The organism is Paenibacillus sp. EKM301P (assembly GCF_011800295.1).
GTDB classification, from domain to species: Bacteria; Bacillota; Bacilli; order Paenibacillales; family Paenibacillaceae; genus Paenibacillus; species Paenibacillus polymyxa.
The window spans coordinates 160,527-186,115 of record NZ_JAALFM010000001.1 but is presented as its reverse complement, the minus strand read 5'-3'; the positions used below and the strand labels follow the sequence as shown (position 1 = coordinate 186,115).

The window sequence follows — 25,589 nt, the reverse complement described above, 5'->3', positions numbered from 1 at the left end:
GATTTTGCTCATGGATGGGTATCATTAGCTTGAGGTGAATTAGCGAACATGGAAAGATTGCAGAAAATATTGGCCCAAGCCGGTGTAGCTTCCAGACGTAAATGTGAGGAGCTTATTCAGGCGGGCAGTGTGGAAGTTAACGGGGTTACCGTAACTGAGCTGGGAACGAAAGCAGACCCTGATCAAGATATGATTACAGTAAAGGGACGCCCGATCAAAACTGAGAAAAAAATCTATTTGATGATGAACAAACCCAAAGGGGTCATTACAAGCGCTTCCGATCCGGAAGGTCGCAAAATTGTGTCTGACTATCTGAAAGGCGTCAAGGAACGCGTATATCCGGTCGGACGTCTCGATTACGACACTGAAGGGTTGCTGTTGCTTACCAATGACGGAGAGTTCGCCAATCTGCTCACCCATCCCAAGCATCATGTGCCGAAGACGTATGTGGCTACAGTCAAAGGCGTTCCGCACGGTACTGAGCTGGACAAGCTGAAAAAAGGAATCGTGCTGGAGGATGGCATTACTGCACCGGCCGAGGTAGAATATAAGGATGTAGATCCGGACGGTAAGGAATCTGTGATCCAGATTACCATTTATGAAGGCAGAAATCGTCAGGTAAGACGGATGTTTGAGGCCATTTCGCACCCAGTCATCAGACTCAAGCGGATTGCCTTTGGGGATCTATTGCTGCAAAACTTGAAGCGCGGTCTCACCAGACCCCTAACCAAGGACGAAATCAACCGTCTCATTCAACTTGCCAAATCAGACAACACGAAAAAGAAACGGACAGGACGGGGGTCATAACCCCGGCCTTTTTGGTGTAAAGAGGCTGTTGGATGAGAGTAAAGTTTGACCAAGCACGGGAAAATAGTAAAATAGAGAGAATGCTTTTTTTAGCGAAGGGGCTGGGAATATGTCAGAACAAAGCAACCGCATATTAATTGTAGATGATGAAGAACGCATTCGCCGCCTTCTGCGGATGTATTTGGAAAAAGAAGGATACGAAATTGAAGAAGCTGAGGATGGTGAGATTGCTCTCCAAAAAGCGACTGCAAGCGATTACAGTATTATTTTGCTCGATGTGATGCTTCCGGGTATGGACGGGATTGAAGTGTGTACACGTCTACGTCAAACCAAATCTACGCCTGTGATTATGCTGACAGCCAAAGGTGAGGAAGTGAACCGCGTGCAAGGCTTCGAAGTTGGAGCTGATGATTATGTGGTCAAGCCCTTCAGCCCGCGAGAGGTCATTTACCGGGTAAAGGCAATTTTAAGACGATCGTCGGAGACGGCTTTTTTAACGAAAGAGGCTGTGCCAAGCAATAGTATTGTTTTTCCAAATCTTATTATTGAGCATGATGCCCACCGGGTAACTGCAGGCGGAATTGAAATCAGTCTAACGCCTAAAGAGTACGAGCTATTGCATTATTTGGCGGTGTCGCCAGATAAAGTCTTCTCACGCGAAGAACTGCTGAAAGATGTTTGGAATTACGAATTCTTTGGTGATCTCCGCACTGTGGATACGCATGTGAAACGGCTTCGTGAAAAGCTGAATAAGGTATCACCAGAGGCAGCGGCTATGATTACGACCGTATGGGGCGTAGGTTATAAGCTGGAGGTTCCAAAATAACGTGAACTTCTGGAGATCGCTGGTAGGCAAGCTGTGGATCACCATCATTTGTCTTGTAGGTTCTGTGCTTATTTTTCTGGGGCTTTTTTTATTGCCATATATCAATAGAAATTTTGCGGCGCATGAATCGACGGAAATCAAGCATTTATTCACCTATACATGTATCGTCGGATTTTTATTGACGACCTTTTTTGCTCTATTTCTTTTTACTAAAATCACACAGCCTATGCAGCTGTTGATTCAGGCGGCGAATGCCATCCGTGAGGGAAGGTATGATACTCGGCTTTCGCTGGTGACCAGCGATGAGATTGGAGAGCTGGCGAAAACTTTTAACCATATGTCTACGGAACTGGAAGCGACGATCCGCAGTCTGAATGAGGAGAAAAACCATTTATCCAGTGTACTGCGAAGTATGTCTGATGCCGTAATTACCTTCGACAGAAGTGGACAAATCATCTTGACGAATCCGCCTGCACAAAGTTTGCTGGATATTTGGAAAAAGCTGGAGTGGCAGGAACGTGATCTGGAGGAATTCGGAGCTTCTGTTCCTGAGCCTTTGCTGCCTTTGTTCCATACGGTTATGGACAGAGGCGAGGATGTCGGAGACTACATCCATGTCAAGAAAGGCTCGTGGTCAGTGCAAATGGCGCCGCTGTATACAGATAACGCTATTCGTGGTGCAGTAGCTGTACTTAGAGATATTACGGAAGAAGTAAAACTTGAGAAGATGCGCAGTGATTTTGTAGCCAACGTATCCCATGAAATCCGTACACCCTTATCTATGATGCAGGGATACAGTGAGGCTTTGCTGGACGGCATGGCAGGTTCACCGGAAGAGTCCGAGGAGCTAGTACAGGTCATCCATGATGAATCATTACGTATGGGAAGGTTAGTCAAGGATCTGCTCGACTTGGCCCGAATGGAGGCAGGTCATACAGATATGTACCGTCAGGAAGTGGATGTGAATGAACTGATCGAGCGTGTTCACCGGAAATTTACGGTTCGTTCCAAGGAACGAGGACTGACACTCGATTATTATGAGCCAGGTCAACGCTTAGTGTTGCCTGAGGCAGATGAAGACAGACTGGAGCAGGTGTTGACCAATCTACTGGATAATGCGTTCAGACATACGCCCTCTGGGAAAAAAGTTACCATTGCGGCGGATCAAATTCTGGGAGAACGGAATGAGTTAATCCGCATTCGGATTAAGGATGAAGGTGTGGGCATTGCCAGTGAGGATCTACCTTATATTTTTGACCGCTTCTACAAGGCAGACAAAGCCAGAGTACGTGGTGAAGACAAAGGGACTGGGCTGGGGCTTGCTATTGTTAGAAACATCGTAGAGGCTCACGGAGGCTCTGTCTCAGCTTCTAGCGTACTGGGAGAAGGGACGGAATTTACTATTTTGTTGCCGATCTCCAATAAAACAAGGCTGGGCTCTGTAACAAGCTTATAACGACGGCTCATATATCCCAGTTTGCAGGCATCCTCGGAAGAGGGTGCTTTTTGTTGAAAAATCAACATTTATCTTGTTCAACGTGGAACATTCTGTTTCAAGATGGATGCTTCTATGTTAGATAAGGGTATAAGAAAAGGCGCCTCGGTAGCCGGCGCCTCTCTTTATAAATAAAACCAAGGAATTTTTCAACACTGACTGGAACTAATCCAGTACTACTTCTTGGGCAGTATTCAGTTCTGGTAAGCCTACGAGTTGAATCAGCACGTCTTTAGGCACAGCTTTGTCAACGGTCAGGATCATGATGGCTTCACCGCCAACAATTTTACGACCTACTTGCATAGAAGCAATGTTGACGCTGTTCTCCCCAAGCAAGGTGCCGACACGGCCGATAATGCCGGGTTTATCATTGTGTGAGATAAGCAGGAAATGAGCCTCCGGTGCCACATCTACCGGGAACTGGTTCAATCGAACAATACGTTCACCATAGCCTGCTAGCAGGGTGCCGGAAACACGTTGTTCTTCGCCGCTTTGTGTTTTGAGCGTAACGGTAATCAGGTTGGTGAAGCCCTTGGTGGCAGGCGCCTGAGAGACGATGAGATGGACGTCACGTGTTTTGGCAAGATGCACAGAGTTCACGATGTTCACATCGCTGCCCAGATGACGGCTAAGTACACCTTTCAAAATATAACGTGTGAGCGGCTGTGTATCCACAGAAGACAAATCGCCAGCATAATCTACCTGAATTTCACGTACAGCCTGATTGGTGATCTGAGCGGCAAAGCTGCCCAGCTTCTCTCCAAGCGAGAAATATGGCTGCAATTGCGTCATGACATTGGATGGTACTGGAGGCATGTTGACCGCATTTTTAAACGGCTCATCACGTAAAATATGCAGCACCTGCTCAGATACGTCGATCGCCACGTTCTCCTGAGCTTCGACGGTCGATGCACCCAGATGTGGTGTAACGATAATTTTTGGATGGCTCAGGAACGGATGATCCGGTGCTGGTGGTTCCGACTCGAATACGTCAAAGGCTGCACCGGCAACGATACCTTCATCAATGGCTTCAACAAGAGCCATTTCATCGATAACTCCGCCTCGGGCACAGTTGATGATGCGCATTCCTTTTTTCATCACTTCAAACTGCGGACGAGCAATCATATGCTTGGTTTCTGGTGTTAATGGCGTGTGTACGGTCATGAAATCTGCGTTGCGGATAATTTCGTCCACGCTGGCCAGCTTGATGCCCAGCTTCTCAGCACGTTCTTCAGTCAGAAACGGATCATAACCAAGGATGCTCATGCCAAATGCTTTGGCGCGTTTAGCCACCTCACTGCCGATACGTCCCATGCCGAGAACTCCAAGTGTTTTGTTACGTAGTTCGACACCGAGGAATGTTTTACGATCCCATGTACCACCGATGGTTTTAGCGTAAGCCTGTGGAATATGGCGAGCCAGTGCCATCATCATGGCAAAAGTGTGTTCACATGTCGTAATTGTATTGCCGTCAGGAGCATTAATAACGATAATCCCGCGTTGTGTTGCTGCTTCAAGGTCGATGTTGTCCACGCCGACCCCGGCACGTCCGACAACCTTGAGGTTTTTACCTGCCGCCATGATGCGTTCGGTTACCCGGGTTTGGCTTCGGACGAGTAATGCGTCATAGTCACCAATAATTTGAACCAATTCATCCTCACTGAGACCTGTGTTCTTGTCCACCGTGACATCGTCTGCATCCATCAGCTGCTGAATGCCCAGGTCACTGATTGGATCGGATACTAACACTTTAAACATTTGGTTTCCTCCTCAAAGTTAACTTCTTTTATGGACAGGATGTACTTCGAACTGAAATACATTCCATAAAGAACATGAAAAAAACTTGAAATGCTTCTAAAAAGTACAGGAGAGCGGTCTAAATACTAGTGTGATAACGCATTGACGCAGAAAAGGAATAAAATAGTATTTTGCACCAAACTGATAACCAAAGGCCTTATGTGGAGTTGCTTTACGGTTTTCGGGCATCAAAAAAACTCCCGAATCACATACTATCTCCATAGTAAGGGACGAGAGTTATCGTGGTACCACCCTAATTCGCAGCCATTTCGCAATGGACTGCCTTCAGCGGTCATATAATGACCGAAAGGATAACGGTTTTCTGCCGATTGCATCTAATGTCGGAAAATGATTCCCAGACCTCGATGCAATAACTCAGGAGCGCTGAAAGTAGTTACTTCGCCACCGGCTTCCACCCAAACACCGGTTCTCTGAGGACGAAATCAATACCTTTTCTCCATCATTGTTGTTGTCGCTAATAATTTTTTCATAATGTATCATGGCTTACATGGGCATGTCAATAGGACATGCGGCATGTGTGGATAGACGACTAGAAACATAGCTACAGAATGCGGAAAAATTAAGATTTAAGTCTTCTTGAATCCGCCCGACTTTTTGGCTATGATGCTAAAGAAGACTAAGCAGAGGACTAACTAACTATGAAAAAGCTTAAAGTGAAATGGAAAAGAGCGCAAATTCATCAATTGAATGACCGCTTGCTGCTTTACAATTTGTATCTAACTCAGGGGCTGACCCTGCTGATTGGCGTAATCTGGATTATATTTCAGAAAAGAAATGTGTTTGAACTGTTTGCATTGCCCAACACGCTACATGTCTTATGGTGGGGATTGGGTTTGGCAGCCGCTATGCTATTAGTAGATTTGCTGCTGTCTCGGATCATGCCTGAGGATGCCATGGATGACGGTGGTATTAACCAAATGCTGTTTCAAAATCGACCGGTTTGGCATATTATTTGTATAGCTGCTATCGTTTCCATCTGTGAGGAACTTTTGTTTAGAGGTGCGATTCAGTACAGCTTTGGTCCTTATTGGACAAGCATTTTGTTTGCGGTTATTCATATCCGATATTTACGGCACTGGATTCCCACGGGTTGGGTTTTCCTTAGCAGTTATGGATTGGGATATATATACGTGCAGACAGGCAGCCTGTGGGCACCGATCATTTGTCATTTTGTAATTGACCTTATATCTGGCTTAGCGTTACGTTTTCGGAGGTATGAAGAATGAATCAGGAACTTAGCAGAGTGCAGACCTATGGTAGCCGCCGAAATGGCCGCAAAGGCAAGGAGGAGGACAGGCCAAAGCCAAAACCGGTTCGCTCCCGTGCTTCACGGCCCATGCCAGAGTTGGTAGATGTTGCCGCTGCACCAGAAGTTGCTGTGACAATGGAGGAGGACACTCCTGCCAGTGAGTACCGAACACGGACAGAGATGTTTCCGTCCCGCCGTATTCGGGTGAGTAAGTGGTTTTTGAATTTTTTAAGCACTCTTTTTGTGCTCATTACAGCAGCACTATTATGGTGGGGAATTAAGGGTGCACCACCCATTAGTGAAATGCTTTGGTGATATAAAGGCATTGTGATAGCTTGCGTCTAGTACGTGCGTGCAATATTATGCTAAAAAAGCCTCCAACTCCCACAAAATATGCGGAGAGGGGGCTTTTTACATCATTTAATTTTACATCATCTACATTTGACCTATGAGCAAGTGATAATTAACTGGTAGGAATCTCAATGCTTTGTGGATCGACAAATTGATAGCCCTTCTGCTCAAGGCGCGTCAATAGACTGTCCAGTGCCTCCGCTGTCCATGGCAGTTCATGCATCAAAATATTGCTGCCTGGATGAAGTTGTTCTGTTACATTTTTGAGAAGAGTTTCCGTTTTATGAGGTTGGTTTTTTTTCATGGTCCAGTCCAGAGAGCCTACGGACCATGTCATATACAAGAGCCCATTTTCCTTAGCAACCTTGCGACCTACGTCTCCACCAGCACCATGAGGCGGACGGAAGAATACGGGGGCTTGGCCTGTAGTGTCTTTAACGATTTTTTGTACTGTTTCAATCTGTTTTTTGACCTCAGCCTCAGACTTGTTCTTGAGAACGATGTGGTCCCAGCTATGGTTGCCAATGGGTTGTCCACGGTCATGGATAAGCTTGAGCAATTCAGGATGTTCTTTTACACGATAACCGTTTACGAAGAAAATCGCTTTTGCCTTGTGCTTATCCAATATATCTATGATTTTGTTAATCATGACCGCTTCCTTCGGGCCATCATCAAAGGTCAGCAATACCACTTTTTTTTCGACACCTTGTTGATTAGGAATAACATTGTAAGCTTTGTCCAAGTGATACATCTTGTTAGTGGTAACCGCAGTTGTTGGAACTGTAGTCTCGTTGCTCTTAACGACGGTTTTGTCATTTTGTGTATTTGTTGTACTCACTGATTTTTGCTCATCATTGTCTGCTTGTTTGCTGCTTCCTTTGGGGGAAGATTTACTGCTCTGATCTTTGGCACTGTTACTTAAATCAGAAGTTACTGAATCCTGATGGTTACTGGAATCCGCAGATTCCGGCTTCGTCGCAGTGCAAGCACTAAGCAGCAGACATGCTGTTAGCAAAATGGCTGCTGTTTTTGTACCCATTAATTCATCTCACCTTCCTGTATTTATACCGTATGAGTTTGTCTCTGCTGACGAACACTATGCTTGATTCTACCACAAAGGGAGGTTCTAATTGTGAAAACATCTTCATTTTTCCTGGGAATCGTCTTGGGGGCTGTCGCAAGCTCTCTGATCTCTCGTAACCGCAATGCGTTGGGCTTATCCATGGACATGGGCGGAAAAAAAGGCGGAAATTTGGTACAGAAAGCTCGTACAAAAATGATGGACGCCGCATTTCCAGGCATGGGTGATATTGCGCTGAATACACAAGACACCCACAAGGATCATGATCATCGTTCACAAGCAGATAAAACCGTTCATAACGCCCAAACTGCCAAGAGCAAAGAAGAGAATATGAAGTTGATTAAAGAGTTTATTAGCACAAGTCCCGATGTTAAACGTGAGGTCGAGCAAATACTGAAAGAAACTCATACAGCCGTACCGGGATTGTAACCCGAAACCTCTATTCCGAATCATTTTGCGGCTTTTTTGTTAAAGCCGTTCAAATGATTCTTTTTTTTATCATTTTTATTCGTGCATTTACGATTATAAAATGATAACATGATTACATAGAACCATTTTCATCACAGGCATCATATTTGAATCATAATCTGCTAATAACACTCGGCTGCCAGGAGGAGGGTCCAGTATGAAAATAGAAAGATTAAGTCAGGACAAGATACGGATTTTCCTTACCTTTGACGATTTGAGCGAACGGGGTATCCAAAAAGATGATATGTGGCAAGAAATTCCAAGAGTTCATGAGCTGTTTACTGAAATGATGGATCAGGCATACAGCGAACTGGGCTTCGACGCCACGGGACCGTTAGCTGTAGAAGTCTTTGCGCTTCCTGCTCAGGGAATGGTTGTTATCGTCACTCGGGGAAAATACGATCACCAGCAGTACGGTTCGGGTCCCGATGAGGAGCTTCCAGAGGAAGTCTACGAAATGGAAGTCACAATGGAGCACAGTGATTCCATCGTTTACGCGTTTAGCGATTTCGAAGTACTCATAGAAGCGGCTCATATGCTCCGCAGCAACACTACGGAAGCAGGTAAGCTGTATCATTATAGAGGAAAATGGATTTTGCATTTGGAGCCAGAAGAAGTAGAAGAGTCCAAGCTTGCGGCCTTAATCGCGATTCTGGCTGAATTTGGAGAAGGTTCATCCGTAACACCAGCTATGCTGGAAGAGTATGGAAAGCTGATCATTCCTGAACAGGCAGTTGCTGTCATCTGCACCCATTTTGACAGCCGTTCTTGATTTGGTTTAGAAAGTGATAATGAAGTTAATTTGTCGGCTCTGCGCTGAAAGCAGAGCCGACTCATTTTTATGGAGGGATGATCGGTGCTTCTGTTTTCTGTTTTAGCGGCAGCTACAGCGCCGGGTCTCGCCTTATTGATGTATTTTTACTTAAAGGATCGATATGATTCGGAGCCTCTGCACATGGTTATTAAAGTATTTTTGCTCGGTTTTTTGGTGGTGCTTCCGGTCATGATTTTTCAACGTGGGTTGCTGCTTTGGCTAGGAGATGACACTTTAATTCAGGTGTTCGGTATTTCCGCTGGAGTGGAAGAGTTTTTTAAATGGTTCCTGCTGTATCACATCATCTATAACCATACGGAGTTCGACGAGCCTTATGATGGTATATTGTATGCGGCCGCAGTCTCACTCGGGTTTGCCACAGTTGAAAATCTGTTATATGCCTGGGCGGGGCATGCTTCGATCAGCATGATGTTAATGAGATCGTTGCTACCGGTATCCGGTCATGCGATGTTTGGCGTTATGATGGGCTACTATATGGGGAAAGCCAAGTTTTCGAAAGACCTGAAGAGTAAATATATGCTGCTTCTGTCATTAGTGCTTCCATGGTTTTGGCATGGAGTGTATGATTTAATTTTGACGAAATTTTCACACGACTGGATCTGGTTTATCATTCCGCTGATGGCATTTCTATGGTATGGAGGGATGGCAAAAATCAGTCGAGCGAATAACCGTTCTCCTTTTCGAATGTTAAAACGGGAAGAAAAGGTTAATATGTAACGAAATGGGACACACTGATCTGACAAACCTGTTAGAGAAAGAGGTGTCTTTTTTGCGTATAAAAGTAAGAATTCATTGTAAAAGATGCGGAGAACGTTTTGTACTGAGAGGGCGAATGGAGCAAGGACAGATTCAGACCGGCTTTAAACGCTGTATTTGCGATAACTGTGAGTTTATTGTTGAAGTCATGGAAAACCATGCATAAGAGAGCTTTCTTCTTGTCACACTATCGGTAGTGTATTTGAAGAAAGGAGACTCCCAATATGTATAAACGACTTAGTGCCGTATTGTTCCCGGTGGTTACCCTGATTATGATAGGAGCATTTGTGTGGGGTTATCAGCAAAACCAGATGAGAAAAGAGGTGTCTTCTCAGGCAAATAGCATGTCGATTAAAGCGGAAAACCAATACCAGCGTGCATTTCATGATTTGTCGTTTCATATGGATCAGCTGCATTCCCAACTCGGTAACGCGGTTGCTGTCCATACTACTTCACACGCGATGCACCGCAAATGCTTGATGAACGTGTGGAGGATTGCAAGTGAAGCCCAAAACGAGGTTAATCAGTTGCCTCTCAATGTAATGCCTTTTAATCATGCTAAAGATTTGCTGTCACATCTATCTGCATTCTCGTATCAGACCGCTGTTCGTGATCTGGATCACGAGCCTTTAAACGAGAAAGAAATTTCGAATCTAAAAACGTTATATAACAATTCCAAGGAAATTTCGAAAAACATGCATGAGGTGCAGCAAAAGGTCATTAGCAAAAACTTGCGCTGGATGGATGTTGATATGGCGGCAGGTTCTCAAACTGGACCGAAGGACAACACCATTATTGATGGCTTCAAAACCGTGGACAAAAAAGTAGAGAACTACAAAGAACTGGATTGGGGACCGTCTGTTGCGAGCATTTATGATAAGCGCTCAGTGAAAAAGTTGAGTCTCCCGGCGGTGGATGCTGGACAAATTAAGCGTAATGCCGCTGAATTTACAGGAAAACCAGAAAGTCAGATTCGTGTGAACGAAAATGGCAAAGGAACAGAATGGGCGTCTTATACGGCTACGCTGTTAAATAAGCAACAGCCTGTAGCCACGATGGATTTTACGAAAAAGGGCGGCAAGCTCATTTCTTATCATGACATGAGAACAGTAGGTCCTAAAAAAGCAACTCGTAATGAAGCGGTTCGCTATGCAAGTGAGTATCTTGAACAAAAGGGATACAAAGGAATGAAGCCCGTAGCATATGATGAAAGCGGGAATTTAGCCAACATTACATTTGCAAGCCAACAAGGGGATGTGATTATCTATCCAGAAAAAATCACAGTCAGATCAGGCTTGGATAACGGACAAGTGATTGGTTTCCAATGCAGCGATTATGTCTATGAGCACAGTCACCTCCGTCGCATTCCTCAGGCAAAACTGAATTTGATTGAAGCACGAGCGAAGTTGAATCCTGAGTTTCGCGAAACTTACCACCGCAAAGCACTAATTGAAAATGAACTGTCAAATGAAGTTCTGTGCTATGAATTTGGCGGTAAAATCAACGGTTCCATTTATCGAATTTACATTAACGCGAACACGGGAATGGAAGAAACGATTGAACAGGTAAAAGATTCAGATGAACCACAAGTTACGGCAAGTAATGCCTAGTTGATTACACTAAAATGAATCTATAGTCACTCTAAACCTCCTTTATTAAGGAGGTTTTTTGTGCTTTAGTCATGGTTCTAGCAAATATAATGCTTAATATAGGCACAAAGTCGTGGTATTATATACCTTAATTATAGTTTTGAATGGACAAGGATGGTGAATCGTTTGTTTCCGAAAATTAACGATGTGTTATACATACAAGTTGCCGGTACCGATCAGAAGGAGGAATTTTTTGAATATAAGTCACGTATTGCGGAAGAGGACCCACAGAACTTTCTAATCGAAATTCCCATGTCACAAACAAGCGGGCATTTGAAAAAGCTGTTTCTTGGGGAAGAACTGTCTATATTTTTTATGAGCGAGGGTGGGATTAAAAACTATTTTAATACCCACGTTACAGGCTTTAATGAAGACGTCCTCCGGATGGTTCGCATTCACAAGCCTGCTCCCGACAGCATCAGCAAAATTCAGCGTCGAAACTTTCTCAGGGTAAAGGCCAACTTGGAAATTGCGGTTAAACATGGTGCAAACGAATCTAGATTTGTAGCAGAGACGCATGATGTAGGAGGTGGAGGCGTATCTTTTCAGACTCAGGGTTCACATCATCTTGAAGAAGGAGAATCATTGTCTTGCTGGATTTTGGTTCCATATAAAAACGGCACTCAAGAACATGTTCCGTTCCAATCCGAAATTGTACGCATTCAGCAGATGGAAAATGGCCGCAAACTCATTATGCTGAAATATGAGAAAATCGCTGACCAGGAGCGCCAAAAACTGATTAAATATTGTTTTGAAAGACAGTTGGAATTTCGGGGGAAATCGTAATCATCCGAAGCTTTTCTTTTTTAGTAAACCTGTCGCTTATTTTGCATCGCCTATAAATGTGTGGTATAATTTTCACGTCGCAGGCAATGCCTGCTTTTTTCTTGAGGTTAGGTTAGGAGGAATTCCCTGTTGGCAAGGCAACATGCATCTTCAATTAACAAAATAAATGTAGCCATTGATGGACCTGCTGGCGCAGGGAAAAGTACAGTGGCCCGCTTGGTGGCGAAAGCACTTTCCTATGTATATGTAGATACCGGAGCCATGTATCGAGCAGCAACATGGTACATGATGTGCAAAGAAATTCCTGCAGAAAATGTACAAAAAGTGCTTCAGCATGTACCTGAGCTGGTGATTGAATTAGTACCGGACCCCACAGGCCAAAAGGTTTATTGTAACGGGGAAGATGTAACCACTGTGATTCGTTCGATGGAAGTGACTAGCAATGTGTCACAGTATTCGAGTATTGCTGGTTTACGTACACGCTTGACCGAATACCAGCGTGAAATGGCTGCGCGTAAAGGTGTCGTCATGGACGGACGCGATATTGGAACAACTGTGCTTCCCGATGCGGAAGTCAAAGTGTTCATGACCGCAAGTGTTCAGGAACGTGCCTCACGTCGTTTTAAAGAACTGAGCGAAACTGATGATATCACTCTGGAACAGCTTGAACGTGACATTGCGGCACGTGATAAGTTTGATGAGGAGAGGGAGGTATCCCCGCTTCGTTGCAGTGAGGACGCCATCGTGCTTGATACGACCCATATGGGCATTCAGGATGTCGTAGATACGATCGTATCTTATTGCTTAACGGAGAAGGATGGAGAGATCAGCCAATGATATATACTGTATGCGCCAGTATTTTGCGTCTCATTTACCGCGTTCTGTTTAGGCTTGAGGCGGTAGGCAGGGAAAATGTACCTGCTGAGGGTGGAGTGCTGTTGTGTTCTAATCATATTAGTAATCTTGACCCTCCTACAGTTGGCATTTTGCTGAAGCGAAAGGTTCACTTTATGGCCAAAGCAGAGCTGTTTAATGTTCCTGTACTGGGACCACTGATCGACAAACTGGGAGCTTTTCCTGTCAAACGTGGTGGTGTGAGTAAGGAATCTATTAAGCTGGCATTGAACATTTTGCGTGAAGGTAAGGTTATGGGGATTTTTCCCGAAGGCTCCAGAGGAGCTGGGGGAATTGGTAAAAAGGGTGCTGCCAGTTTTGCACTGCGTAGTGGAGCGGCTGCCGTTCCGGTCGCCATTATTGGTGATTACAAGCTTTTCCGTAAAACGAAAGTGATATACGGTAAACCTGTTAATTTGGACGCTTACCAAAAGGGTGCCGATGTCGAAGGAGATCCTCTTGAACTGGCAACAGAAGCAATTATGTCACGTATTCGCACAATGAAGGAAACGGGTAAGCCTACGAATGATTGAACGGCTTGCATGAATTGTGTCTAAGCTTGGAAAACTAGAACAAAAATGTATTTTGTTTTGAACTCTGCTATGCGCAGGTTTAAATAAATGGTTTTTTTGAATTGAGGAGGGTATTGACATGTCGGAAGAAATTAAAAATCAAGAAGCTGCTGAAGCGGCAAATCAAGACGAGCTCGATCAAATCGTTTCCCTGAAAAAAGGTGACACCGTTAAGGGTACAATTGTGAAATTGGAAGATAACCAAGCGGTAGTAAGCATTGGATATAAATACGATGGAGTTATTCCAATTCGCGAATTGTCTTCTGGTCTGGACAATGCAGAAGAAGCAGTACAAGTAGGCCAAGAAGTTGAAGCTAGAATTATCAGCATCGACGACGGCAAGGAAAAACTTGTTCTGTCCAAACGTGCAATCGACAGTGAAAATGCTTGGGAAAAGTTGGAGCAACTGTTCGAAAGCAAAGAAGTATTTGAAGTTGTTGTGAATGATGTTGTTAAAGGCGGCATCGTAGTAGACGTGGGTCTGCGAGGATTCATCCCTGCATCTATGGTAGAACGCCATTTTGTTGAAGATTTCAGTGATTACAAAGGCCGCACATTGCGTGTTGTTGTAAAAGAACTGGATCGTGAAAACAACAAAGTGATCCTTTCCCAAAAAGACGTTCTGGAAGCAGAATTTGAAGCTAACAAGCTTAAAGTAATGGCTGAGCTGAAAGAAGGACAAGAAATCGTTGGTACGGTTCAACGTCTTACTCAGTTTGGTGCTTTCGTAGATGTTGGCGGAGTAGATGGTCTGGTTCACGTATCTGAAATTGCTTGGACTCATGTTGATAAGCCTTCTGATGCTGTTTCCGAAGGAGATCAAGTGAAAGTGAAAGTCTTGAAAGTAGACCCTGAAAAAGGAAAAATCAGCCTGAGCATGAAAGCTGCACAGCCTGGTCCTTGGGAATCGGCTGCTGGACAATTCAATAACAATGACATCGTAACTGGTGTTGTTAAACGTCTGGTTAACTTCGGTGCATTCGTTGAAATCGCTCCTGGTGTGGAAGGTTTGGTTCATATTTCTCAAATTTCCCACAAACACATTGGAACTCCACAAGAAGTTCTGGAAGAAGGACAAGAAGTTAAAGTTAAAATTCTTGAAATGAATCCTTCCGAAAAACGTGTTAGCCTGAGCATTAAAGAAACTGAGGAAGCTCCTGAAGCTGCTCCAAAAGCAGAAAGAGCACCACGTGCATCTCGCGCACCTCGTGAGGAACTGAATAATCCTAACGTTTCCCTCAACAACTCCGGACTGAGCATTACGCTTGGCGAGCGTTTTGGCGATAAGCTGAACAAATTTAAATGAGTTTAAATCAATACATTTTATAATAAGCATAACGTACACCATCGGCGGACCCAGAGGGTTCGCCGATTGTTGTTACGTCACTATATCGCCAATAGGTATGTTTTTTGCTATGATGATAGCGGAAGAATTGACAGGAGGAGTGAATTTATGGCAAGACCCGTTGTGGCTATCGTTGGTCGTCCGAATGTGGGTAAGTCCACGATTTTTAATCGGATTATCGGGGATCGTCTGTCCATCGTGGAAGATAAACCGGGAATCACTCGTGACCGTATTTACGGTATATCAGAGTGGAATGGTAAGTCCTTCAGTATTATTGACACCGGCGGCATTGAGATTGATGGTGAGGATGTTATTTTGAAGTCCATCCGTATGCAGGCCGAACTTGCAATAGAAGAAGCAGATGTTATTGTATTCATGAGCGATGCAAAAGCAGGAATAACGCAAGCGGATGAAGAGGTAGCTCAAATGCTGTATCGTTCGGGTAAACCGATCATCGTAGCGGTAAACAAGGTGGACAACCTCAGTCGCGCTGATCTGATCTATGAGTTTTATTCTTATGGATTTGGTGATCCAATTGCTGTTTCTGGTAGTCATGGTACAGGGATCGGTGATCTGTTGGATGCAATTACGTCCAATTTACCTGAACTAGAAGAAGATCATTATGATGAAGACGTTATACGTGTCGCTTTGATCGGACGTCCGAATGTAGGTAAATCTTCACTCGTTAATGCCATTCTAGGAGAAGAACGGGTTATCGTTAGTGACATTGCAGGTACAACGCGTGATGCAATTGACACGCCTTTTGAAAAAGACGGTCAAAAGTATGTACTGATTGATACGGCAGGTATGCGTAAACGTGGTAAAGTATACGAAACGACAGAAAAATATAGTGTAATGCGTGCGATGCGTGCGATTGAGCGTGCAGATGTTGTACTGGTCGTTATTAACGGCGAGGAAGGCATCATTGAGCAGGATAAACACATTGCTGGCTATGCTTATGAAGCGGGTAAAGCCTCGTTGTTTGTCGTTAATAAATGGGATGTCGTAGATAAAGACGATAAAACGATGCATCAGTTTGAGACTAAAATCCGTGATCACTTTCTGTTCATGACCTATGCTCCGATTGTGTTCTTGTCTGCAAAGACAAAGCAACGTCTGCAAAAGTTGCTTCCAGTTGTACAGCATGTGGCACAGCAGCATGTCATGCGTATTCAGACACATCTGCTGAACGATGTCATTTCCGATGCGGTTGCCATCAATCCACCGCCAACAGACAAGGGCCGTCGTCTGCGTATTAACTATGTGACTCAGGTTGCTGTTAAACCGCCTACGATGGTTGTATTCGTAAATGATCCAGAGATAATGCACTTCTCTTATGAGCGTTATCTGGAGAACAAAATTCGCGCCGCCTTTAATTTTGAAGGAACTCCAATTCGAATATTTACACGGCGCAAGTCTGACGAAAGTTAGGAGCGAATAGGTTGATTTTACAGATCGTTGCCATCGTACTCAGTTACTTGCTTGGCTCTGTCAGCTTTAGTTTGCTGTATGGAAAATTAAAAGGAATCGACATTCGCCAGCATGGAAGCGGCAATGCCGGTGCGACCAATACGCTGCGCGTGCTTGGAAAAGGCCCAGCTATTCTGGTACTGCTGCTGGACGTACTTAAAGGGGTTATTGCGGTGCTGATAGGGCACTGGTTGGGTGGAGAATCATCCTGGTTACCGGGTTTGTGTGGCATTGCGGCGATTGCGGGCCATAACTGGCCGGTATATTTTCACTTTCGCGGAGGCAAAGGGATTGCGACTGCCATTGGTGTATTGGCATCTCTTGCCTTGCTGCCGGCATTATATGCCGGAATCATTGCGATACTTGCCATCGTAATAACGCGTTATGTATCCCTGGGATCACTAATTTTTGTCATTTTGACCCCTTGGATATTACTCGTACTTGGTTTTGCTTGGCCGTTATTTTGGACGGCTCTAATCATTTGCCTGTTCGCTGTGTGGAGACACCGTACTAACATAGTCAAGTTGGCACGGGGAAATGAGAATAAGCTTGGCTCCAAAGGAGGAGATCGTCTTGTCTGAGAAAATAGCTGTGCTGGTGGCAGGGAGTTGGGGAACAGCCTTAGCTTCCGTACTTGCGACCAATAACAACGATGTCTCTGTCTGGACGAGAAGCGAACAACAAGCTGCTGAGATCAATGAGAAGCATACGAATGAGCATTATTTACCAGGCTCTATTTTGTCTGATCGCATTTCAGCTACAACGGATATGCAGACTGCGGTATCTGGAGCTAAAGCGGTGATCATCGTATCTCCTTCGTCTGCCGCTCGGCAGGTTGCACGTAGTCTGAAGGCTCATTTCACCAAGGATATGCTGGTAGTACATGCCATTAAGGGTTTTGAAACAGAGACACTCAAGCGTATGTCCACGGTGATCTCGGAAGAGCTGGAAATCGCGGAGGATGATATTGCCGTGCTGTCAGGCCCGAGTCATGCGGAGGAAGTAGTGAAGAAATGTCCTACAACGGTTGTTGTAGCTTCTTCCAATGAGAAGGCTGCTCAGGCTGCCCAGGGGCTGTTCATGAACTCCTATTTCCGCGTCTATACAAACCGTGATTTACTCGGTGTAGAACTGTCCGGTGCTTTAAAAAATATTATTGCACTGGGCGCGGGAATGTCGGATGGACTTGGCTTCGGTGATAATGCCAAAGCGGCTTTGTTGACCCGTGGATTGGCTGAGATTACCCGTGCCGGAGTTGAGATGGGGGCTAATCCATTAACCTTTGCCGGACTCGCTGGTATAGGCGATTTAGTTGTGACTGCAACGAGTCGTCACAGCCGCAACTGGCGTGCAGGTTCATTATTGGGACAGGGCCAACAGCTTGATGCCGTATTGGAATCTATGGGAATGGTCGTAGAGGGGATTCGTACGACAAAAGCAGCATACGCTATCTCACAAAAATTGGGTGTGCAAATGCCTATTACAGAGGTGTTGTATGGAGTGCTGTTTGAAGGACGTGACGTCCGCAAAGCCGTTGAGGCATTAATGGGTCGCGATCCGAAAACCGAGATGGAAGTCATGCCGCTTCAAACTTGGGAGCAATGGCATTCATAAGAGTACAGAGGAGCTTCTAAAGTATAAAGGTTGTCTCATGAGTAGATCTTTCTACGATGAGATAGCCTTTTTTAGTTAGGCGTTTGGCATGTCTTTTGTATGCTTAATCACCTTTTGTCTCCGTCACTCATAGACTGAGTTGAGCAATGGCGGAGGAGGGGAGATTGTGAGTAAAAACTTTCCGAAAGATGCATTGAAGGCCATTAACAAAAAAGGCGGCAAAAACATATCCGAAAATGCAGTGAAAAAGCTGGCAGGCACGGTAAAGCCGGACACGCTTCAAAGTGAAGCGCAGTTGCGTCAGCTTATAAAACAGGTGTCTGCGATGGCTAACATTCCGGTATCGGAAGATACAGTCAGGGATATTGTCGGAGCCGTCAAAAAGAGTGGAATGAATCCTTCCAATATGGAAGCGTTAATGAAAATGATGATGAAAAAATAAAACACTGGCCGTATGATGGTTCGTTTTATTCACCGTGAACCGGGAAGGTTCGCGGTTTTTTTTATATTTTGAGGCAGTAAAGTGCTTTTTCAGTACACAAAATGTCGAACTGCCATGTCGAACATGTTATAATGATGCCCATCAGGAAACGGGTGGAAAGACAGCAAAGGAGGAAACGATGTTGAAGGAGGCAATATCATCAGTGTTAGTGGACAGGCTTCCTCACGATCTGGCAGTTGCGCTGGGTAGCTTGACTGAGAGCTGGTCAGCGGTGTCGGTTCCGTGGATGCTGGGGGGGAGCTGTGCACTACTTGTGCAAGAAGTTGAACTAGGTCGTCTGCCTCGGGACATTGATATTTATGCGGATATTCATGCAGCAAAGCTGTTACACGCGCGCTCGCCGGGTGTAAGTATAGACTCACAGCAGGTTGACCGTAGCGGATCTTACGTTTCTTTGCTAAGCCACTATGAGCTGGAGGGATTTCCAGTCGAATTGGTGGGAGGGTTTGAGGTTTTATGTGATGGAGCTTTATATCGCTTAGAGGTCGAGCGGCTACTCTGGTCGGCTGGGATTCAGCTTGATCTGGAAAATACCTCATTGCGTTTGATGCCTCTCAGTCACGAGTTGCTATTCAATCTGTTGCGAAATCGTCCTGACCGCTATCAAGCGATTGCAGATGTCATGAAGCGAGACCCACAACAACACATAGGGATACTAACACAGCTATTGGTCCGTAACATTTGGAATAAGGAGCAGTTGGGCAAGCTTATAGAGCTTCTCCCTTGGCCAGAACTTCACTCCTTAATCGGGATGAGTAATGAAATATAGGTTGCGTGCGTATTAAGAGAAAAGGTGAATGGAGGACCGTTCATGAATGTGCAGATTACGTTCAAGCCGTCAGGCAAGCGCGTACAAGTCGGTCAGGGCACGTCATTGCTCCAGGCTGCCCGTAAAGCAGGTGTATACATTCCCACACGTTGTGATGGAAAAGCAGCCTGTCTGATGTGTAAGGTAGAGATAGCACCGGAACGGGCTGAGCTCGCAGGTCGTCCTAACGATGCAGAGCGGCGTAAGCTGGGACCCTTACTGAATGAAGGAATACGGTTATCCTGCCAGACACGTGTTCAAGGTGATATGGAGGTAACCATACCGGAGGATAGACTCAAAGCAGCTATTAGACGTCAACTGGAGCGTCAGGCACTGGATGACGAGCTGTGGTAATATCGATTTTAATAATTAGAACAAGAAAAGGATATTTCTCAACGGCTAGAACCGGTCAGAGAAATATCCTTTTTTTATTTAGGTCTAGCAACAAAGTCATGGGGAAATCTTGCTGTGCATATATTAGGTGAGTGGACCCAAACGTAAAATATCGTTCCTGCAATGATCACGGTGACGTAATCTATTTTTAAAAAACTAAACATATTTTACGGAGGGGATACATATGATGGTATCAGTCCAAATGCATGTACGAGTTTACGCCGTTTCGCCGATTCCATCAGTCTCCTGAATCTCGGCGGCGGACGACTTCCGGGCATTTTAAAGGCTGTTCTGCCGCATCTGGGATCAAGCAGTTGGTTGAACACGAAGCGGATGCTCTTTAAGCATTTTTCCTTCGGAGACTTTTGAGGAGGGGATTTCATTGGAGAAAGTGGACATTTTTAAAGACATTGCCGAACGCACCGGAGGAGACATCTATCTTGGGGTCGTCGGCGCAGTCCGAACAGGAAAATCAACGTTTATCAAGCGGTTTATGGAAACGATTGTACTGCCCAACATTACGAGTGAGGCGGACCGTGCCCGCGCCGTAGACGAGTTGCCGCAAAGTGCGGCAGGGAAGACGATCATGACGACGGAACCTAAATTCGTACCGAATAATGCCGTCCAGATCAAAGTAACGGAAGGACTGGACGTGAATGTACGTCTGGTTGACTGTGTGGGATATGCAGTAGAAGGTGCAAAAGGCTACGAGGATGAAAATGGTCCAAGGATGATCTCTACACCATGGTTTGAAGAACCCATTCCTTTTCAGGAAGCTGCAGAAATCGGTACACGTAAGGTTATTCAAGAACATTCGACACTCGGTGTGGTAGTCACCACAGACGGCACCATTGCTGAAATCCCGCGTAGCTCTTATGTAGAGTCGGAGGAACGCGTCATTGAAGAGTTGAAGGAAGTTGGCAAGCCATTTGTTCTGGTTATCAACTCCACGCATCCACGCAGTGATGAAACACTCCAACTTCGCAGTGAACTGGCTGCCAAGTATGATATTCCAGTCATGACACTCAGCGCGGCGACCATGACGGAAGATGATGTTACGGGTGTACTTCGTGAAGTATTGTATGAATTCCCGGTGCATGAGGTGAATGTGAACCTGCCGAGCTGGGTTATGGTATTGAACGAAAATCACTGGCTGCGTAGCAACTATGAAAATTCCGTTCGTGATACGGTTAAAGATATTCGACGCCTGCGTGATGTAGATCGGGTGGTCAGCCAGTTTATGGAGTATGAGTTCATCGATAGAGCCGGATTAAGCGGTATGAATATGGGGCAGGGCGTAGCGGAAATTGATTTGTATGCGCCTGATGAGCTGTATGACCAGATTTTGGTTGAAGTCGTTGGGGTAGAGATTCGTGGCAAGGATCATTTGCTACAAATGATGCAGGATTTTGCCCACGCTAAACGTGAATATGACCGCTTTGCCGAGGCTCTGGAAATGGTCAAGACAACAGGTTATGGTATTGCAGCTCCGTCACTGGCCGAGATGGCACTGGACGAACCGCAGTTGATTCGACAAGGTACAAGATTTGGCGTGAGGCTTAAAGCGACAGCCCCTTCCATTCACATGATTCGTGTCGATGTGGAATCGGAATTTGCTCCGATTATCGGAACAGAGAAGCAAAGTGAGGAGCTCGTACGCTACCTGATGCAAGATTTTGAGAATGATCCAATCAAAATATGGGAATCTGACATTTTCGGACGTTCGCTGCATTCTATTGTGCGTGAAGGTATTCAAGGCAAGATTGCCATGATGCCGGACAATGCACGCTACAAGCTTCAAGAAACGCTGGGTCGCATTATTAACGAAGGTTCTGGTGGTCTTATTGCTATAATTCTTTAAGGCTAAGCTATAACTAAAAATGTGTAAGGGAAATACCGTAGAGAGCTGACTGCTCTTTGCGGTATTTTTCTATATTTAATAAAACCTATTTACATACTTGGTTTAACGCGATATATTAAGTATCAAATTTAAAACATATTAGTGCTTGGAACGAGGGGGAAACAAATCATGTATATCCAAAAAGGGCTCCAAAAAAACAAGAAGCTAGGGCTCGGAGCCATCATGCTGCTGGTGCTGATTATACTGGTCACAGCATGTGGCGCGCCGAAAACAGAAAGCGGCGCTCAAGGGACAGGCACTGCAGGAACGAATACAGGAGATGGAAAAACAGATAGTTCGAATCTAAAGGGTAAACGGGTTGCTTTGATCATGGAGTTTAATACAGGTACGTTTTCGCAGCAGTATGTTCAAGGTGTGGAAGATGAGGTTAAGAAATTTGGCGGTACGCTGACGAAGTTTGTTGCCAATAACGATAAGGCTAAAATGGCTTCTTTGCTAGATAGTGCGATTAACCAGCAGTTTGATGTTATTTTGACTGACCACGGTGACGCATTGCTGGAGCCAGGACTCAAAAAAGCAATTTCCCGCAATATTCCAGTTATCGTGTTCGATGCTGCGGTCAATGTTCCGGGTGCGGTAGTGCTTTCACAGGATGATCAAAGCATGGCGGAGCTGACGCTTGAGCAAATGAAAAAGGACATCGGTGGCAAAGGAAACATTGTGAAGGTATGGGTTGCTGGGTTTGCACCAATGGAGCGCCGTCAGGTTGCTTATGACGCATTTTTGAAAGCCAATCCAGATATTAAAGAGATTGCAACTTTTGGTTCGGCTCAGAATCCTGCTTTGGATACGCAAGCCAAAATGGAAGCTGTGCTAAAGCAATATCCTAAGGGTGAAATTACAGCAGTGTGGGCGGCTTGGGATGAATTTGCCAAAGGTGCAGCTCGTGCGATACAACAAGCTGGGCGTACGGAAATTAAAGTTTATGGGATTGATATGAGTGATGAAGATTTGCAAATGATTCAGGACCCGAAAAACCCGTGGGTGGCTTCAGCAGCCGTAGATCCAACAGATATCGGGCGCGTACAAGTGCGCTATGCATACCAGAAGTTGCATGGGGATAACCCTGAGGAGAAAGTTGTGCTGAAGGCAGTATATGTACAGCGCGAAGAGTTGCCAGATAAGCAAATTTCCACATCCGAGTTGTCTCAATTTGTGAAAGGATGGGGCAAGAGTGAGCAGGGCTACAAGGATTGGATGAAGGAATATGAAACGTCCAAATAAAATGGATGCATAACGCAAATGCAAAGGCGCGCTTCGGCGCGCTTTTATCATAAGCGGGAGTGAGGGGACATTCATGAGTACACAAGTATATACATTGGAGATGAAGAAGATCAGCAAACGGTTTGCTGGTGTAGATGCGCTGAGAGCCGTGGATTTTACGGTGCAGGGTGGCGAAATTCACGCTCTGCTAGGTGCCAACGGGGCAGGGAAGAGCACATTAATGAAAATCTTGTCAGGTGCGTATCGTTTCGATCAGGGAGCGATCGTTGTGGATGGCAAGGAGCTGATTATTCGTTCACCGTGGGAAGCCAAAAGAGCCGGAATTCACTGCGTGTATCAAGAAGTCGATTCGGCACTTGTGCCTCAGTTAACCGTCGCTGAAAATATTGTAATGGACGATTTGTCTGCACCTGATGGTCGATGGTGGGCTGCACCAGCGTCCATGCGCAGGCGAGCACGTGAGGCATTAGCGCGTCTGGAGGTTGATATAGATGTACGACGATACGTGTCAGAATTGACGTTGGCAGAAAAGCAGCTTGTACTCATCGCACGGATTTTGACACAGCAGGCGAATACTATCATTTTTGACGAGCCAACGGCACCGCTGAGCGAGGAAGAAACGAGGCGTTTGTTCCGCACCATTCATACCCTCAAGGATGAGGGAGTAGCATGTATTCTCATTACGCACCGATTGCCGGAGGTCATCGCGCACAGTGACCGTATTACGGTGATGCGTGATGGTGAGCGCGTGTTCTCGGGACCTGCTTCTGATTTAAATGTAGGCGACATTATCACGTATATGCTTGGGAAAACATTTGATGAGGAATTTCCGAAAACAGAGGTACCTATTGGTGAAACGGTATTGGAAGCAAAAGGACTCCGTAAGGGATTGCGGGTTCACGGCGTTGATTTGCAGGTCAGACGCGGCGAAATTCTGTCTATTGTGGGTTTGGTCGGTGCGGGCAAGACGGAACTGTCACGACTTCTTACAGGGGCAGACAAGCCTGATGTGGGGGAGCTGACCTTCAAGGGGCGCTTCATTCGTATGCGTGAGCCAGCGGACGCGGTAGCTCAAGGAATTGTGTCCATACCCGAGGAGCGGCGTAAGCAGGGGGTCTTGATTGAGGAGAGCGTGGAACGAAACCTTAGTCTTCCGCTCTTGGGCAAGCTGAGTGTCCTGGGTTTCATCAGTCGGCATAAAGAACGTAATAACGGTAATGGGGTTGTCGCCTCTCTTGGTATTAAGACGCCTTCACTGCGCCAGAATGTTAAGTATTTGAGCGGTGGGAATCAGCAAAAGGTTGCGATAGGAAAATGGCTTCATTCCGGTGCGGATGTATTCGTTTTTGACGAGCCAACCAAGGGTGTGGATATAGGGGCAAAAAGCGATATTTTCCGTATCATCGGAGAATTGGCTGCACAAGGAAAAGCAATCATTTATCTTACCTGTGAATTCGCGGAAGGTATAGGCATTGGTGATCGGATAGCAGTCATGTATGACGGTAAAATAATAAGGGAATTTGCGCGAGGCGAAGTCGAACAGGAACAGCTTCTGTTGTACGCCAGCGGTGGTGAAGAGGTGCATTCATGAAGGAAAAATGGTTAAATGTCTCGTTTCGTTACGGTGCTGTAGTTGTCATTATAGGTGTGTTGGCGTTTTTCTCAGCCACATTACCTTATTTCTGGACGTATGATAATTTGATGGATATTCTTGGCTCCATTGCGATTGTGACTTTCGTGGCCATTGGTGTGACGTTATCACTTATTGTAGACGGTTTTGACCTGTCGGTTGGTGCAACGGTATCCTTGACGACGGTCGTCTCAGCCTCGTTGATGGTCTGGTATGAACAGCCTGTTGCAGTGGTTATTATTGTATCTCTGATTGTTGGAGCTTTGGTTGGGCTGTTGAATTCACTTTTGATTATTAAACTGCGTATCCCCGATTTGCTCGCAACTCTAGCCATTATGTATATCGTTAGCGGGATTCACCAAACATACGCACAAGGCTATACCATCTACAATCATATGCAGTTTCCTGATGGCAGCAAGGCGCCAGGCGAGATATCTCCAGCATTTCTTTTACTGGGGCAGGGTAAATGGTTGGGTATCCCGATTTCGGTTATTTTACTGTTGCTAGCTGTGGCAGCGGTGCATGTTTTCTTGACCTACACAAAGCACGGGCGTCAAATGTATGTAACTGGCGGGAATGAGGAGGCTGCTCGTCTGTCAGGTATACGGGTGAAAAAGGTCCGTACACTGGCCTATATTGCTTCAGGCATATTTGCGGCAATTGCCGGTATTTTGTATGCCTCGCGTGTAGGCTCGGGTCAAATTGACGCTGGCTCTCCCTTACTTATGGAGGCGGTAGCTGCAGTATTCGTCGGTTTTTCAGTGTTTGGTGCGGGTAAACCCAATGTTATTGGTACATTTATTGGTGCGGTGTTAATCGGCGTATTAGTTAATGGACTGACCATGATGAATGTGCAATATTTTGCCCATGACATTGTCAAAGGAGTAGTGCTGGTGCTTGCGCTGGCTGTTACTTTTTACGTACTGAACCGTCGTCGTACTTGAAATTGTCTGTCGACTGTATTACTATAAACCTTGTTCCACGCAAGAAGGGTGCCATAAAACGCCAGTTTCGGCCTATATGGCGGTGGTTAGGTATATTCTATGTATATTTAACGACGAAACGGAAACAGATGATAACATTATGGAAGGCAGT

Annotated in this window: 25 protein-coding genes and 1 other annotated feature; of the genes, 23 read left to right on the top strand and 2 right to left on the bottom strand. The window is 45.4% G+C overall.

Going from position 1 to position 25,589, the window contains the following annotated elements:
• Positions 1-48 precede the first annotated feature (48 nt).
• From HFD99_RS00885 to HFD99_RS00875, 3 genes are all read left to right on the top strand, one after another.
• The gene (locus HFD99_RS00885; RefSeq protein WP_013371714.1) at positions 49-807 is read left to right on the top strand and encodes a pseudouridine synthase; all 759 of its coding nucleotides are present in this window, start codon (positions 49-51) and stop codon (positions 805-807) included.
• Between the two features lie 109 nt (positions 808-916).
• Positions 917-1,633: a response regulator transcription factor gene (locus HFD99_RS00880; protein WP_013371713.1), complete on the top strand. Its 717-nt coding sequence runs from the start codon at positions 917-919 to the stop codon at positions 1,631-1,633.
• A gap of 1 nt (position 1,634) precedes the next feature.
• Positions 1,635-3,089 carry an ATP-binding protein gene (locus tag HFD99_RS00875; RefSeq protein ID WP_016822235.1) on the top strand — a complete coding sequence of 485 codons (1,455 nt, stop codon included), beginning with the start codon at positions 1,635-1,637 and terminating at the stop codon, positions 3,087-3,089.
• A 204-nt stretch (positions 3,090-3,293) separates the two neighbouring features.
• On the opposite strand, the gene serA is transcribed toward HFD99_RS00875, so the two are convergent.
• Positions 3,294-4,886 (bottom strand): phosphoglycerate dehydrogenase, encoded by a 1,593-nt coding sequence (gene serA / locus HFD99_RS00870; RefSeq protein ID WP_017427532.1) that lies wholly within the window; start codon positions 4,884-4,886, stop codon positions 3,294-3,296.
• Between the two features lie 262 nt (positions 4,887-5,148).
• Positions 5,149-5,398, bottom strand: a binding site (T-box leader).
• Between the two features lie 186 nt (positions 5,399-5,584).
• On the opposite strand from serA, the gene HFD99_RS00865 reads away from it, so the two are divergent.
• Positions 5,585-6,172, top strand: a complete 588-nt coding sequence (locus HFD99_RS00865) for a type II CAAX endopeptidase family protein (protein ID WP_017427533.1) — start codon at positions 5,585-5,587, stop codon at positions 6,170-6,172.
• The gene (locus HFD99_RS00860) at positions 6,169-6,510 is read left to right on the top strand and encodes a hypothetical protein (protein WP_013371709.1); all 342 of its coding nucleotides are present in this window, start codon (positions 6,169-6,171) and stop codon (positions 6,508-6,510) included. Before HFD99_RS00865 ends, HFD99_RS00860 begins: the two co-directional genes overlap by 4 nt.
• Before the next feature lie 148 nt (positions 6,511-6,658).
• Here the strand turns inward: HFD99_RS00860 and HFD99_RS00855 are convergent, their stop codons facing one another.
• Positions 6,659-7,585 (bottom strand): polysaccharide deacetylase family protein, encoded by a 927-nt coding sequence (locus HFD99_RS00855; protein WP_123797343.1) that lies wholly within the window; start codon positions 7,583-7,585, stop codon positions 6,659-6,661.
• A 93-nt stretch (positions 7,586-7,678) separates the two neighbouring features.
• On the opposite strand from HFD99_RS00855, the gene HFD99_RS00850 reads away from it, so the two are divergent.
• From HFD99_RS00850 to HFD99_RS00765, 18 genes are all read left to right on the top strand, one after another.
• Positions 7,679-8,056, top strand: a complete 378-nt coding sequence (locus HFD99_RS00850) for a hypothetical protein (RefSeq protein WP_013371707.1) — start codon at positions 7,679-7,681, stop codon at positions 8,054-8,056.
• Positions 8,057-8,252: 196 nt separating this feature from the next.
• Entirely contained in the window at positions 8,253-8,867 is a 615-nt protein-coding gene (locus HFD99_RS00845; RefSeq protein ID WP_016822229.1) for a genetic competence negative regulator, read from the top strand.
• An 84-nt stretch (positions 8,868-8,951) separates the two neighbouring features.
• Positions 8,952-9,647, top strand: a complete 696-nt coding sequence (gene prsW / locus HFD99_RS00840) for a glutamic-type intramembrane protease PrsW (protein ID WP_016822228.1) — start codon at positions 8,952-8,954, stop codon at positions 9,645-9,647.
• 263 nt (positions 9,648-9,910) lie between these two features.
• On the top strand, positions 9,911-11,296 hold the full coding sequence (gene ypeB, locus HFD99_RS00835) for a germination protein YpeB (protein WP_123797341.1): 1,386 nt from the start codon (positions 9,911-9,913) through the stop codon (positions 11,294-11,296).
• A 165-nt stretch (positions 11,297-11,461) separates the two neighbouring features.
• Positions 11,462-12,121, top strand: a complete 660-nt coding sequence (locus HFD99_RS00830) for a flagellar brake protein (protein WP_123797340.1) — start codon at positions 11,462-11,464, stop codon at positions 12,119-12,121.
• Between the two features lie 129 nt (positions 12,122-12,250).
• A complete protein-coding gene (cmk, locus tag HFD99_RS00825) occupies positions 12,251-12,958 on the top strand; it encodes a (d)CMP kinase (protein WP_017427536.1) in 708 nt (235 codons plus the stop codon).
• Positions 12,955-13,548 (top strand): lysophospholipid acyltransferase family protein, encoded by a 594-nt coding sequence (locus tag HFD99_RS00820; protein ID WP_025365137.1) that lies wholly within the window; start codon positions 12,955-12,957, stop codon positions 13,546-13,548. The genes cmk and HFD99_RS00820 overlap by 4 nt, the downstream gene beginning before the upstream one ends.
• 118 nt (positions 13,549-13,666) lie before the next feature.
• The gene (gene rpsA / locus HFD99_RS00815) at positions 13,667-14,893 is read left to right on the top strand and encodes a 30S ribosomal protein S1 (RefSeq protein WP_013371699.1); all 1,227 of its coding nucleotides are present in this window, start codon (positions 13,667-13,669) and stop codon (positions 14,891-14,893) included.
• A 147-nt stretch (positions 14,894-15,040) separates the two neighbouring features.
• A complete protein-coding gene (gene der / locus HFD99_RS00810) occupies positions 15,041-16,363 on the top strand; it encodes a ribosome biogenesis GTPase Der (protein ID WP_013371698.1) in 1,323 nt (440 codons plus the stop codon).
• A gap of 11 nt (positions 16,364-16,374) precedes the next feature.
• Positions 16,375-16,983 carry a glycerol-3-phosphate 1-O-acyltransferase PlsY gene (plsY, locus tag HFD99_RS00805; RefSeq protein WP_016822223.1) on the top strand — a complete coding sequence of 203 codons (609 nt, stop codon included), beginning with the start codon at positions 16,375-16,377 and terminating at the stop codon, positions 16,981-16,983.
• Positions 16,976-18,016, top strand: coding sequence for an NAD(P)H-dependent glycerol-3-phosphate dehydrogenase (locus tag HFD99_RS00800; RefSeq protein ID WP_013371696.1), 1,041 nt, complete (start codon positions 16,976-16,978; stop codon positions 18,014-18,016). Before plsY ends, HFD99_RS00800 begins: the two co-directional genes overlap by 8 nt.
• A gap of 166 nt (positions 18,017-18,182) precedes the next feature.
• Entirely contained in the window at positions 18,183-18,458 is a 276-nt protein-coding gene (locus tag HFD99_RS00795; RefSeq protein WP_016822222.1) for a stage VI sporulation protein F, read from the top strand.
• Positions 18,459-18,636: 178 nt separating this feature from the next.
• Positions 18,637-19,287, top strand: a complete 651-nt coding sequence (locus HFD99_RS00790) for a hypothetical protein (protein WP_123797339.1) — start codon at positions 18,637-18,639, stop codon at positions 19,285-19,287.
• A gap of 42 nt (positions 19,288-19,329) precedes the next feature.
• Complete coding sequence (locus tag HFD99_RS00785; protein WP_102999116.1) at positions 19,330-19,680, top strand: 2Fe-2S iron-sulfur cluster-binding protein; 351 nt, start codon at positions 19,330-19,332, stop codon at positions 19,678-19,680.
• Positions 19,681-20,101: 421 nt separating this feature from the next.
• Positions 20,102-21,580 carry a stage IV sporulation protein A gene (spoIVA, locus tag HFD99_RS00780; RefSeq protein ID WP_017427540.1) on the top strand — a complete coding sequence of 493 codons (1,479 nt, stop codon included), beginning with the start codon at positions 20,102-20,104 and terminating at the stop codon, positions 21,578-21,580.
• A gap of 168 nt (positions 21,581-21,748) precedes the next feature.
• The gene (locus HFD99_RS00775) at positions 21,749-22,864 is read left to right on the top strand and encodes a sugar ABC transporter substrate-binding protein (RefSeq protein WP_017427541.1); all 1,116 of its coding nucleotides are present in this window, start codon (positions 21,749-21,751) and stop codon (positions 22,862-22,864) included.
• A 73-nt stretch (positions 22,865-22,937) separates the two neighbouring features.
• The gene (locus HFD99_RS00770) at positions 22,938-24,455 is read left to right on the top strand and encodes a sugar ABC transporter ATP-binding protein (RefSeq protein ID WP_102999115.1); all 1,518 of its coding nucleotides are present in this window, start codon (positions 22,938-22,940) and stop codon (positions 24,453-24,455) included.
• On the top strand, positions 24,452-25,438 hold the full coding sequence (locus tag HFD99_RS00765; RefSeq protein ID WP_044785209.1) for an ABC transporter permease: 987 nt from the start codon (positions 24,452-24,454) through the stop codon (positions 25,436-25,438). The genes HFD99_RS00770 and HFD99_RS00765 overlap by 4 nt, the downstream gene beginning before the upstream one ends.
• Positions 25,439-25,589: the final 151 nt, after the last annotated feature.

Bases quoted from the DNA above. Each gene is read 5' to 3' on its own strand.
- HFD99_RS00885 (WP_013371714.1), top strand. From the start codon at position 49: ATGGAAAGATTGCAGAAAATATTGGCCCAAGCCGGTGTAGCTTCCAGA.
- HFD99_RS00880 (WP_013371713.1), top strand. From the start codon at position 917: ATGTCAGAACAAAGCAACCGCATATTAATTGTAGATGATGAAGAACGC.
- serA (WP_017427532.1), bottom strand. From the start codon at position 4,886: ATGTTTAAAGTGTTAGTATCCGATCCAATCAGTGACCTGGGCATTCAG.
- HFD99_RS00865 (WP_017427533.1), top strand. From the start codon at position 5,585: ATGAAAAAGCTTAAAGTGAAATGGAAAAGAGCGCAAATTCATCAATTG.
- HFD99_RS00860 (WP_013371709.1), top strand. From the start codon at position 6,169: ATGAATCAGGAACTTAGCAGAGTGCAGACCTATGGTAGCCGCCGAAAT.
- HFD99_RS00855 (WP_123797343.1), bottom strand. From the start codon at position 7,585: ATGGGTACAAAAACAGCAGCCATTTTGCTAACAGCATGTCTGCTGCTT.
- HFD99_RS00845 (WP_016822229.1), top strand. From the start codon at position 8,253: ATGAAAATAGAAAGATTAAGTCAGGACAAGATACGGATTTTCCTTACC.
- ypeB (WP_123797341.1), top strand. From the start codon at position 9,911: ATGTATAAACGACTTAGTGCCGTATTGTTCCCGGTGGTTACCCTGATT.
- HFD99_RS00820 (WP_025365137.1), top strand. From the start codon at position 12,955: ATGATATATACTGTATGCGCCAGTATTTTGCGTCTCATTTACCGCGTT.
- rpsA (WP_013371699.1), top strand. From the start codon at position 13,667: ATGTCGGAAGAAATTAAAAATCAAGAAGCTGCTGAAGCGGCAAATCAA.
- der (WP_013371698.1), top strand. From the start codon at position 15,041: ATGGCAAGACCCGTTGTGGCTATCGTTGGTCGTCCGAATGTGGGTAAG.
- HFD99_RS00790 (WP_123797339.1), top strand. From the start codon at position 18,637: ATGTTGAAGGAGGCAATATCATCAGTGTTAGTGGACAGGCTTCCTCAC.
- HFD99_RS00785 (WP_102999116.1), top strand. From the start codon at position 19,330: ATGAATGTGCAGATTACGTTCAAGCCGTCAGGCAAGCGCGTACAAGTC.
- HFD99_RS00775 (WP_017427541.1), top strand. From the start codon at position 21,749: ATGTATATCCAAAAAGGGCTCCAAAAAAACAAGAAGCTAGGGCTCGGA.
- HFD99_RS00770 (WP_102999115.1), top strand. From the start codon at position 22,938: ATGAGTACACAAGTATATACATTGGAGATGAAGAAGATCAGCAAACGG.
- HFD99_RS00765 (WP_044785209.1), top strand. From the start codon at position 24,452: ATGAAGGAAAAATGGTTAAATGTCTCGTTTCGTTACGGTGCTGTAGTT.